At 26.6% G+C, this 11865-nt stretch carries 10 protein-coding genes; 9 read left to right on the plus strand and 1 reads right to left on the minus strand.

All coding sequences use genetic code 11. The features are described from left to right. Positions 1-84: 84 nt before the first annotated feature. The 7 genes from KGF42_RS14405 (at position 85) to proC (ending at position 8533) form a co-directional block, all read left to right on the plus strand. The gene (locus KGF42_RS14405) at positions 85-1050 is read left to right on the plus strand and encodes a methionine ABC transporter ATP-binding protein (RefSeq protein ID WP_054273463.1); all 966 of its coding nucleotides are present in this window, start codon (positions 85-87) and stop codon (positions 1048-1050) included. Then, positions 1043-1699, plus strand: a complete 657-nt coding sequence (locus KGF42_RS14410) for a methionine ABC transporter permease (RefSeq protein WP_054273464.1) — start codon at positions 1043-1045, stop codon at positions 1697-1699. The genes KGF42_RS14405 and KGF42_RS14410 overlap by 8 nt, the downstream gene beginning before the upstream one ends. Positions 1700-1735: 36 nt before the next feature. Next, a complete protein-coding gene (locus tag KGF42_RS14415; protein WP_054273465.1) occupies positions 1736-2527 on the plus strand; it encodes a MetQ/NlpA family ABC transporter substrate-binding protein in 792 nt (263 codons plus the stop codon). A 147-nt stretch (positions 2528-2674) separates the two neighbouring features. Continuing rightward, positions 2675-5413, plus strand: coding sequence for a sensor histidine kinase (locus tag KGF42_RS14420; RefSeq protein WP_227826560.1), 2739 nt, complete (start codon positions 2675-2677; stop codon positions 5411-5413). A gap of 110 nt (positions 5414-5523) precedes the next feature. Continuing rightward, positions 5524-6132, plus strand: a complete 609-nt coding sequence (locus KGF42_RS14425) for a DNA-3-methyladenine glycosylase (protein WP_227822064.1) — start codon at positions 5524-5526, stop codon at positions 6130-6132. A gap of 980 nt (positions 6133-7112) precedes the next feature. Further along, positions 7113-7703, plus strand: coding sequence for a helix-turn-helix domain-containing protein (locus tag KGF42_RS14430; protein ID WP_413927023.1), 591 nt, complete (start codon positions 7113-7115; stop codon positions 7701-7703). 26 nt (positions 7704-7729) lie between these two features. Continuing rightward, positions 7730-8533, plus strand: coding sequence for a pyrroline-5-carboxylate reductase (gene proC / locus KGF42_RS14435; protein WP_227826561.1), 804 nt, complete (start codon positions 7730-7732; stop codon positions 8531-8533). An 80-nt stretch (positions 8534-8613) separates the two neighbouring features. Here proC and KGF42_RS14440 read toward each other — a convergent pair whose 3' ends face one another. Continuing rightward, a complete protein-coding gene (locus tag KGF42_RS14440; RefSeq protein ID WP_227826562.1) occupies positions 8614-9789 on the minus strand; it encodes a DUF1002 domain-containing protein in 1176 nt (391 codons plus the stop codon). 263 nt (positions 9790-10052) lie between these two features. Between KGF42_RS14440 and KGF42_RS14445 the strand changes: the two genes are divergently transcribed. Together KGF42_RS14445 and KGF42_RS14450 are read left to right on the plus strand one after the other, a co-directional pair. After that, positions 10053-10526 carry a type I restriction enzyme HsdR N-terminal domain-containing protein gene (locus tag KGF42_RS14445; RefSeq protein ID WP_054273471.1) on the plus strand — a complete coding sequence of 158 codons (474 nt, stop codon included), beginning with the start codon at positions 10053-10055 and terminating at the stop codon, positions 10524-10526. Positions 10527-10818: 292 nt separating this feature from the next. Continuing rightward, positions 10819-11703: an RNA polymerase sigma factor RpoD/SigA gene (locus tag KGF42_RS14450; protein ID WP_054273472.1), complete on the plus strand. Its 885-nt coding sequence runs from the start codon at positions 10819-10821 to the stop codon at positions 11701-11703. Positions 11704-11865: the final 162 nt, after the last annotated feature.

Consider the following 11865-nt stretch of genomic DNA (forward strand, 5'->3'; position numbering starts at 1 on the left):
GTTTATACTCGGGCTTTTATTTTGTTGTAATACATAAGCGAGGATAAACATAAAAACTGAGCAGAATATATGGGAGGAAATTTTATGATTAGCATAAAAAATGTTAATAAGTATTATGGAAAGATTCAAGTGCTTAAAGATGTAAGTATTGAGATAGAATCTGGAGAAATTTTTGGGATAATAGGTCATAGTGGTGCAGGAAAATCAACACTACTTAGATGTATAAATGGACTAGAGGAATATCAAGAAGGTAATGTACTTGTTTCTGATAAGGAAGTAAAGTCATTGAATGAAAAGCAAATGAGAGATTTAAGAAAAGAGTTAGGAATGATTTTTCAACACTTTTCATTGCTTGAAAGAAGAACTGTATTTGATAATGTAGCATTGCCATTAGAATGTTTTGGATATACAAAGGCAGAAATCAAAAAAAGAGTTCTAGAGTTATTAGAAGTAGTTGGAATATCTGAAAAGAAAAATGATAAACCTAGAAATCTAAGTGGTGGTCAAAAACAAAGAGTTGCAATTGCTAGAGCTTTAGCACTAAACCCACAGGTACTTCTTTGTGACGAGGCAACTTCAGCATTAGACCCAAATACTACAAAATCAATTCTTTCATTACTTGAAGATATAAATAAAAAATTGGGAATAACAATAATAGTTGTAACTCATCAAATGGAAGTTATAAAGCAGATTTGCGGAAGAGTAGCAATAATGGAAAATGGGGAAGTCTTAGAGGTGGGAGATACAGAAGAAATCTTCTTAAGAAATACCAAAGGCCTTAGAAAATTAATAGGTGAAGAAAGTATAATCTTACCAAAGGGAACAAATATAAAGATACTATTCCCTAAAGATATTTCTAATGAAGCTATTATTACTACTATGGCAAGAGAACTAAATATAGATGTATCCATAATATTTGGGAAATTAGAACAATTTAAAGATGATATTTTAGGTTCACTTATTATAAACATTTCAGATAAAAGTGGAGAGCAAGTAAAACAATATCTGACTGACAAAGGCATAAGATGGGAGGAAATGATAAATGAATAGTTTAATTGACTTTTTGACAACACTATTTCCAAATGCATTGTTACAAACTTTGTATATGGTTATAGTACCAACTATAGTTGCAACAATTTTAGGGTTTATATTAGCAATCATATTAGTAGTTACAAAACCAGATGGATTAAAACCAAATAGCACAATAAATAGTGCTTTAGGATTTATAGTAAATATATTTAGAAGTTTCCCATTTATGATACTTATAGTTGCAATGATTCCAATAACTAGATTAATTGTTGGAACAAGTATAGGAGAAACTGCTGCAATAGTACCAATAACTATTGGTGCAGCACCATTTATCGCTAGAATTATAGAAAGCTCATTAAATGAAGTGGATAAAGGATTGATAGAAGCAGCAAAATCTTTTGGAGCTACAAAGAGACAAATAGTATTTAAAGTTATGATAAAAGAAGCTATGCCTTCAATAGTATCTGGAATTACATTATCAATAATATCTATACTTGGCTATACAGCTATGGCAGGTGCAGTAGGAGCTGGAGGATTAGGTAACATCGCACTTATTTATGGATATCAAAGATTTGATACAGCAGTAATGGTATATACAGTAATAGCACTTGTAATATTAGTTCAGATAATCCAAGGAGTAGGAAATCTGGCTTATAAGAAACTAAAATAATTTAATTATAAACATTTTAAAGAGGGGGAGTAAAAAATGAAATTAAAGAAATTATTATCAGTAGCATTGGTGTCAGCAATAGCAATATCAGCAGTAGGTTGTTCAAACAAAGAGGATAAAAAAATACTAGTAGGAGCTTCATCAAATCCACATGCAAAGATATTAGAAGTTGCAAAACCTTTGTTAAAAGAAAAAGGATATGATTTAGAAGTAAAAATATTTGATGACTATGTACTTCCAAATACAGCTTTAGATGAAGGTTCTTTGGATGCTAACTTCTTTCAACATATTCCATTTTTAGAGGAAACTGTGAAGGAGAAAGGATATAAACTTACTTATACATCTAAAGTTCATATAGAGCCAATGGGATTCTATTCAGAAAAAGTTAAATCATTAGATGAAATAAAAGATGGAGCTGTTATAGCTGTGCCAAATGATGCAACTAATGGAGCTAGAGCACTTAAATTATTAGCAAAAAATAAATTGATAGAAGTAAAAGATGGAGAGCTTATAACTAAAAAAGATATAACTAAAAATCCTAAAAATATACAAATAAAAGAAATGAATGCAGAACAATTACCAACAGTATTAAAAGATGTTGATGGAGCAGTAATAAATTCCAATTACGCTTTAACAGCTAACCTAAATCCTACTAAGGATGCAATAGTAATAGAATCAAGTGATTCTCCATATGTAAATATAATAGCTTGTAGAGAAAATAATAAAGATAGTGATAAGATTAAAGCTTTATCAGAGGCTATGAATAGTAAAGAAGTTAAAAAATTTATACAAGACGAATATAAAGGAAGTATAGTTCCAGCTTTCTAAATTAAATATACAAAATCTATAAAATGAGTAAAATTAAAAATATTTACTCATTTTTTTTTATAACTAGAAAGTGACAAATTTTTTGGAAGAATTGTGGTAACATATTTATAGGTAAAACTATATAAAAATGAAGAAGTGGTGAGGAATATGGAATCTAAAGGAACTTTAAGTAAGAATAAGGTCTATATACTAGCTAATGGGGTATTTTTGATTATTGCACTTTTAAATATAAATTTGTACACAGTTTCTATAAATATGTATAGGATAATTTTACTTTGGATATTTGGATATTCTATAGTCCATATAACTAGTTTTAAAAAAGATGAATTTATAAATATATTGAAAGTAGCATGTCTTGTATTAGTTTTTGTAAGTATTTTAGGAGTAGTGAATTTAAAAATTCAAAAATTCCAAATTGTATTGCTCAATTTAAGTATGATTAATATGTCTACTTTTATATACTTAACCATTTCTAAAGTAAAAAAAATAGGAATAAGTCCAGTACTAATTTTTTATGGTGCTTTTGTGATATTAGATTACTTTATAAGAAATACTTTTAGTAATATCAACTGGAATATGATTATTGTATTAATTAATGTTGTTATATCTTTATTTAATTTGCTATATTTATTGAATAAACTTGATAGTAAAATTGAACACTATAAGTTAATAAAAGATTTATCATATTTTGTGTTTTTCACAACTATTATAGGGTTTATATCAATCTTTAAGATTAGTATAGTAGATACAGATAGATTAATAGGAGTAGTATATTTATTATTATGTAATCACACTTATTATGTATATGTATATAGTCTTAATAATAGAGTAGTATATCCATATTACGAACTTGATTCAATAAATAAAAAATTAAGTAAAAAATCAGAACAACTAGGGAAGATAAATTTAGCAATAGAAAAGGATATGATTATACAAAGAACATTAAAGAACTACATAGACCAGAGAAAAGAGCTACTTAGACAGGCTCTTGATACAATGCCAAATGTATGGATAGTAACAGATTATGATTTTAATATAAGTTACACGAATAATAAATTTAAAGATGAATTTTCAAAAGATATTAAGAATTATTATAAAATATTAAGCTTTATAAAGAAAGATGAAAAAGTTGCTGAAAAATTAAAGAAATTTGACAGTGATATAAATATAATTGATAAGCCAGTAGAGTTAAATGACAAAATTTATTTGTTGAGTTTAAGTAATAATAAAGACGAAAGCAACTACTTAATAAGTTTAAATGATATTACAAATGAAGTCAAAATAGACGAAGAAATAAGACATATAAATAAAGACTATGAAAATATTATATTAAATATTCCATCTCCGATACTTGTAAGAAGTGCCGAAGGTGGTATAAAGAAGAATAAGGTAATCAGTATAAATAAGAAATATGAAAAGAGTTTTAAATGTACTTCAAGTGATTTAGTCAATATGACATTAGAACAATATTTTGAAACTTTCAATATAGATTTCTTTGATAATAGGAAATTTAAAAGATTAAATCTAACACAAGAAAAGAAAGCTGAAATAGTGAGTTACAATGATACAGCAAATTGTATAGTTAATTTTGTGATGTATGATTCAGAAGGTGAAGAACATGTTGAAGAAATTAGAGTTGGAGATTATTGGTCAGATAATAAATTGTTTAAATTGCTTACCTTTAGAGATATAACTAAAGAGATAAATATACTGAGAACAGTAAATGAACAAAAGATAATATATGAAAAATTACTGGATGCTATACCAGAGGCTATTTTTCTTGAGGATTTAAGTACATCAAGAGTTCTATATACAAATATAGCTTTCAGAGAGTTGTTCGGAATTTCTAGTGATGTATTAGGAGTAACAACACAAAAATATAGAAATATATTAGTAAAAAAATACATAAACAATTTGAATATAGGAGAAAGAGAGAAGAGTATTCATATAGTAAATGAAAATAATCATATAAAAGAAGTAAAAATGATATCAAGGACATTATACTTTGGACAAAAAAGAAGTAGAGTGAGAATTATTAAAGATTTAAGTGTGCAAAGAGAGTCTGAAAGACTTAAGAAAGCATTAATAAAACAAAGGCAGTATGACCAAATGAAGATGGAGTTTTATGCTAATATATCTCATGAACTTAAGACACCTTTAAATAATATATATAGTTCAGTTCAACTTGTCGAAAATCTTTATAAAAAAGGAAAGATAATTGATTTTCAGGATATACTAAGAGAACATATAAAAACAACTAAACAAAATATGTTTAGATTATTAAGACTAATAGATAATATAATAAACATTTCTCAAGTTAAGTCAGATATATATAAGATTAAAGCAGTAAATTTTGATATTATTGACATAACAGAAAGAATAGTGACATCTATTAGCAGTTGTGCTAAATCTAAAGGAATAGATTTGATTTTTGATACAGATGAAGAAACTGTGATGGTAGGACTTGACCCAGAATCTATAGAAAGGATAATACTGAATATATTATCAAATGCTATAAAATTTACTTTAGAAGGTGGAGAAATTCTTGTAGGTATATATAAAAAAGGTGAAACTGTAGAGATAATTATAAAAGATACTGGAGTAGGTATAGACAAAGAAAAATTAAATGACATCTTTAATCGATTTAAACAAATTGAAAACAGTGGGATATCAAATGAATTTGGAAGTGGAATAGGACTGTGTCTTACAAAATCGTTGATTGAAATTCAACATGGGGAAATTTACATAGATAGTAAGTTAGGAGAAGGAACTGATGTAAAAATTATATTCCCAATTAAAGAAGTTGTTGAGGAGGTCTATGATAAGTCAAATTACAATGACAATATTGAAAAGTTTGAGATAGAATTTTTTGATATATATAAATAACAAATATGAAATTTATTATTTATACACTAGTATTAGATTAATAAGGTTAATTTTATTTATTATTTTAGCTGTATTTAATTCAATACAAATAAATTTTATGAGGTGAAACTTTGGAAAAGGATTTTTTTAGGAAAAATGGAATTGATTTAGCAAAATCAATATTAGGTAAATATTTAATAAGGAAATATGAAAATAAAGTAATTGTTACTAAAATCATAGAGACAGAAGCATACATGGGTATAAATGATAAGGGAGCACATGTATATGGTAATAAAAAAACAGACAGGACTAAGCCATTATATTTAGATGGTGGACATATATATGTTTATTTAATCTATGGCATGTATAACTGTTTAAATTTATCAGCAAATATAGAGAATATACCAGAGTGTGTGTTAATAAGAGGAGTAGAGCCGATAACTTCTCTAGATGAGATATCTATAAATAGATACAACAAAGCTTACAATGATTTGAGTAAATATCAAATAAAAAATATTACTAATGGACCAGGAAAACTTTGTAAGGCTTTAAAAATAGATAAAAGTCTAAATAGTAAGAGTATAATGGGTGAAGAACTATATATAAGTGATTTTTATTATGATGATGAAGGAAAAAAAGTATTTAGTAAAGATGAGTTGGATATAAAAACTAGTAAGCGTATAAATATAGATTATGCAGAAGAAGCAAAAGACTTTCTATGGCGTTTTTACATAGAATAAATTTTGATATAGGTGAGATATGTATCTATGGAAAAGTATTTTTATAGATACATATCTTATTTTTTTATAGAATTTTTAGTTTAATAAAAATAACTTTATGAATTTACAAACATACACTTAATAAATTTATAATTATTTTGCTAATATAAATAAAGGTGTATTTTGACGAAATAAGATATAAAAATTAATTTTTTTTATGTCTTTTGTTAAAAATAATAAAATTTATACAGATAATTAGTTTATTTTATAAATAATAAATTAATTATTAAAGAATGAAGAAATTTTGACAAAAAAAGAAAATATATTTAGAATATAGATATATTTAAAAGAATCTTATTGAGATGAGATTGTATTTTTTATCATAAGCAATTCTTATTAAATGAAAAATTAGAGGATGAAATTTAAATGTATATAAAGCACTTCAATAACTCTTGACAACCTAAAAATTGACAAGGATGTATCTAAAAAAATATATAATATTAAACTGTAAAATAAAAGATGTTGAAGAGTAAAAAAGACATTAAATAGACATCATTAAATTGTAAAATTATGTTATAATTGTACTAAAGGATGTAATAATGTGTAGAAATAGTAAGATAATAAATTGAGTTTTTAACAATTAAAGTTAAAGAATGCTGCCACACATAAAATATAATTTAGATATATTTATTAGATTAAAGTATATTTATGGGATTAATATACTATTATGAATCATTTTGATAATAAATTTAATTACATAAATAATTTAAGTTTTATTAGAAAAAAACCATACTTGTAAAAAATGTATATTTAATTGGTAAAATTAACTAGAAATGTGTGAAAAATAAATCTAAATAATCGAAAAAATATAGACAAAAAAGATTAATAAATTATAGTAATACTAATAAAAAATTTTTCTAAATGAAATAAAAATAGGTTAAACAGCCTATATTTATATTTTTATATTTATATTATGAAAAAATTAAAATTATTTAGGGGTGATGGTTTTGAATAAGGACATAGGAGCAAAAATAAAGCAACTTAGAACTCAAAAACAAATGACACTGAAGGATATGAGTGAAAAAACAAACTTATCAATTGGTTTTTTATCACAACTTGAAAGAGGATTGACAAGTGTAGCAACAGATTCCTTAGGAAAAATAGCAAGTGTATTAGATGTAGAATTAACTTACTTTTTTATGAAGCCAAAAGAGCATAAAAGAGCTGTATTAAGAAGTTATGAAAAAGAGGTATTTGATGTAGAAAATTCAACATTTATACATTATCATTTATCATCTAATTTAAAGGAAAAAACAATGCTACCGAGATTGATTGAGATTCTTCCAAGTAAGAGTAGTGAAGAAATTTGTTGTTACGTACATAACGGTGAGGAGTTTGTGTATGTATTAGAGGGAGTTCTTACAGTGTTTTTGGGGGATGAGCAAATAGAAATGTATCCAGGAGATACAATACACTATAATAGTGAAAAGAACAATCATAATTGGGTTAACTATACTAATAAATTAGTGAAAATTTTGGTGGTAAGTGTACCAAATCCATTTGAGAAATCTGATACAGTTAAAGAAGCTTAAATGTTAGCTAATAAGGAGGTACTAAAGTGAAAAAAATTGGATTCATAGGTGCAGGAAATATGGCAAGCGCTATGATAGGGGGAATAGTAAATTCAAAATTAGTTGAACCTAATATGGTTATAGCATCAGCATACAGTCAAGAAACTCTTGATAGAATACATGCAAGTTTTGGAATAAATACTACAAAAGATTCAAAGGAAGTAACTAGAACCTCTGATATAGTAATTGTGGCTGTTAAACCAGATATATATGATGATATTTTAAAAGATATAAAAGATTTTATAGATGACAGTAAAATTATAGTTACAATAGCAGCAGGAAAATCCATAAAAGATATAGAGTCAATTATAGGGGGAGATAAAAAAATAGTTAGAACTATGCCAAATACTCCAGCTCTTGTAAATGAAGCTATGTCTTCACTTTCTATAAATAAAAATATAAACGATGAAGATTTAAAAGTGGTTACAGAAGTATTTAATTCTTTTGGAAATACTGAAGTAGTACCAGAATATCTTATAGAAGCAGTAATTGGAGCCAGTGGCTCTGCACCAGCATATGTGTTTTTATTTATAGAAGCTATAGCAGATGCAGCAGTAATTGCAGGGATGCCAAGACAACAAGCATATAAGTTTGCATCACAGGCAGTTATGGGCTCTGCAAAAATGGTACTTGAGACAGGAAAGCATCCTGGTGAGTTAAAAGATATGGTATGTTCACCTGGTGGAACTACTATAGAGGCAGTTAAAGTACTTGAAGAAGAAGGTTTTAGAGCTTCTGTGATAAAAGCAATATGTGCATGCATAGAAAAATCTAAAAAGATGAGTGATTAATAAAAATTTATTGCAAATAAAGAGAATTGCCTTTTATAGAAACTTTCTATTTTAGGCAATTCTTTTTATTTACTTAATTTTTAAAATAAGCCTGAAAGCCAATTTTTTATTTTTTCAAAGAAACCAACTGAGTCATCATTATTTGATTGATTTTCTGAATTATTTGTTGTGTCATTTTGACCTGACTGAGAAGCATCTTTATTTTCATTATTACTATCATTATTATTTTCTGATTTATTTGTATCATTGTCATTATTAGAACCAGTGTTATCTTGTGGATTTATTTGAACACCTTCTGTAGAGTTTATTACAGCATCAGAGCCAAGAGATTTATCATTAGTGTTATTTAAGATTCCTAAATCTTTTTTATCTCTGCCTGAGAATAAACCAGAGAACCAGTCTCCTATTCCACTAAACCATCCGCCAATAGTATCTAGTATACCAGAACCTTTAACACTTTCACCTAATTTCTTTAATTGCTCATTTACATTATCTGATACATTATCTAATGTATTTTTCATGTTATTATAATCATAATCTTGGTCAGCTATTTTTTTCATTACACCTTTAATTTGTTCTTTTTGTTCTGGTGTAATAGTAATATTGTAATTGTTTACAACATTATTTATTGTATTTGCTATTTGATTGGTATCCTTTGTACCATTTTTTACAATTTCTGTTTTTATATCATTCATTACACCAGTTGCTTTTTCTTGACCTATATCATCTCCTAAGTCACCTGTAACTACCAATTCTTCAGAAGCAATCTCTTTTTTTGTTTCATCAAGTTTCTTTCCTGAAGCATCTTCAAATGCTTTCATGATTCCCGTTAATGCTCCAGTACCACTTACAGGATATGGAGCAGCAGCAATAACATTTGCATCTTCAAGACCAGCTGTTGTAAGTGTTGAAGCAATCATTGAGCTAGTTACCCAAGTTAAATTTGCTGTTTTAACATTAATTCCATTTCCCTTTTTAGTAGGTTCAACATATGAACAAGATATAGTAACTTTTCCAAGTTGACCTTCTGTTGCAACACCTTGTAAGTACTGTCTTTCTTCTGCATTTGTTACATCTAAAACTAAGACTTGGTCTTTTTTTACTCCAAAGTAATTAAGCATTTGCTGCTTTTGAGATTCTGATAAGTTAGCCCCAAGTGTAACTACATTTGTACCATCTGCATAAGAAAGATTAATACTTCCAAGTACAAGCATGGTAGATACAATAATAGAACTAATTTGTTTTTTAAACTTCATAATATTCCTCCTAGATTTAACATACATTACATTTTCAATCTATTTTTACTAATATATATAATAAAAATATGTACTATATTTCTATTATACTAAATATAAACTATTTTTTAAATCAATGCGATTACAACATTGTAATAAAAAAGGCAATATAAGGAAGATAATAAAAAATAATTTTTTTAAGAGATTGAAAAAACAATTAATGTAGTATACTATAATATAGAAATGATTATGATAATGTTATAGAATCGGAAGGAGAAATATAAATGTCAAAGGAATTAGTAAAAGATAGAGTAATAAAATATTTAATAGAAGATTTGTTGGTACCTCAAGATATGATTGATACAAATGTTGAGTTAGCAGAATTTGAAGAAGGTGCAGAAGGAATTTTAGATATTGTTGTAAATGTTAAAGACGAAGAAGATTATTATGCACCTGTAATGATAGTTCAATGTTTAGATGAAGATGTGGAGTTAGAAGGAGAAGTTTTACAAAAACAAATAGAATTTTTAGAAGAAGTGGATAATATAACTATGTCAGGTAGGTTGGTTTTAACTAATGGTGATGCTATGATGTATGCTGATTGGAGAGGCGAAGAATACGATACTGAGGCAGCTCTTCCAACTTATGATATAATGGTAAAAGAGTTTAATGAAATGGAACAACAAGTAAAAGATTTAGAAGAACATCATCACCATGATGAAAATTGTGGATGCGGATGTAATCATCATGAAAATTAAATATCAAGCATATATATTAAAAAAGACTGTTTAGTAAACAGTCTTTTTTTAGACATATATCATTCTAAAAACTAAGAATATAACAAGATATAATAAAATAAATTATATATATAAGGAGGATATTGGTGTCAGAAGTAGAATAATATTAATTAGGTATAGTTTTTATAACTTTGTATACATAATATACAAAACAATTTATTTGAAGAAAGAGATATTATGTAATTGTAGATTATATAGGTTTAAATTATTTATTTTTGTTTTAGCAAATTCTATGAATAGAAGGGGTTTGATTATGGATACTAAAAAAGAAAATAATTATGAAAATTATATTTGTGTGGGTTCATCAAATGTGTCAAATGCGATGAAAATGTATTTAAAGGAAATTGAGGAATACAAAATGTTGTCAGCAGGGGAAGAGGTAGAGCTGGCTAAGGAAATAATCAACTCATCTTCAGTAGCAAAGGAAAAGTTTATAAATTCAAATTATAGGTTGGTAGTTAGTATAGCAAAGAGGTATAAAAGAGATAGTATTGATATGCTAGATTTAATTCAAGCAGGAAATATAGGACTTATAAAAGCTGTAGAAAAATACGATTATAAAAAAGGATATAAATTTAGCACTTATGCAACTTGGTGGATAAAACAAAGCATAACAAGATATATCGATGATTGCGAAAATACTATTAGGATACCTATACATCTTCATCAGAGAATAAATTTTGTAAAGAAAAAGAAACAAGAACTTTTAAATGTATTATTAAGAGAGCCAACTGTGGATGAGATTGCAGATGCATGTGGTCTAGAAGTTGACAAAGTATTGGAATTATTAAGAAGAGATAAAAATGTTGTATCTTTGGATACTCCATTGAAAGAAGATGAGGATAGTAGTTTAGTTGAATTTATACCATCAGATGCTGATTTTAAGGATGTTGTAATACATGAAGTTGAACAGCATAATTTAAAAGAAAAAATCGAAGAATTGCTTACAGGTCTTGGAGAACAAGAGCAGCAAGTTTTAAGAATGAGATTTGGAATTGATGATGATGACCCTAAGACGCTAGAACAGATTGGAAAAGTATTTGGAGTTACTAGAGAGCGAATAAGACAAATAGAAGCTAAAGCAATAAGAAAATTAAGACATCCAAGTAAGTTAAAACAATTAAAGCATTTTTATTAAGTTGTTAGAAATTATATAAAATAGAGTAGAAAATGTGAGACTGTAAATCAATTTGTGCTTTTAAAGATAATTTCTACTTTATAGCAACAATTATTTATTTACTATTAATATTTCCCAATATATGAATTTTATTCTAATAAATTTTAAAAAATATATACTGGG

The sequence above is a fragment of the Clostridioides sp. ZZV15-6383 genome (assembly GCF_020657735.1).
Taxonomy (GTDB): domain Bacteria; phylum Bacillota; class Clostridia; order Peptostreptococcales; family Peptostreptococcaceae; genus Clostridioides; species Clostridioides difficile_D.

Coding starts and splice junctions, on each gene's coding strand:
- KGF42_RS14405 (WP_054273463.1), top strand. CDS start 85: ATGATTAGCATAAAAAATGTTAATAAGTATTATGGAAAGATTCAAGTG.
- KGF42_RS14410 (WP_054273464.1), top strand. CDS start 1,043: ATGAATAGTTTAATTGACTTTTTGACAACACTATTTCCAAATGCATTG.
- KGF42_RS14415 (WP_054273465.1), top strand. CDS start 1,736: ATGAAATTAAAGAAATTATTATCAGTAGCATTGGTGTCAGCAATAGCA.
- KGF42_RS14420 (WP_227826560.1), top strand. CDS start 2,675: ATGGAATCTAAAGGAACTTTAAGTAAGAATAAGGTCTATATACTAGCT.
- KGF42_RS14430 (WP_413927023.1), top strand. CDS start 7,113: ATGGTTTTGAATAAGGACATAGGAGCAAAAATAAAGCAACTTAGAACT.
- KGF42_RS14440 (WP_227826562.1), bottom strand. CDS start 9,789: ATGAAGTTTAAAAAACAAATTAGTTCTATTATTGTATCTACCATGCTT.
- KGF42_RS14445 (WP_054273471.1), top strand. CDS start 10,053: ATGTCAAAGGAATTAGTAAAAGATAGAGTAATAAAATATTTAATAGAA.
- KGF42_RS14450 (WP_054273472.1), top strand. CDS start 10,819: ATGGATACTAAAAAAGAAAATAATTATGAAAATTATATTTGTGTGGGT.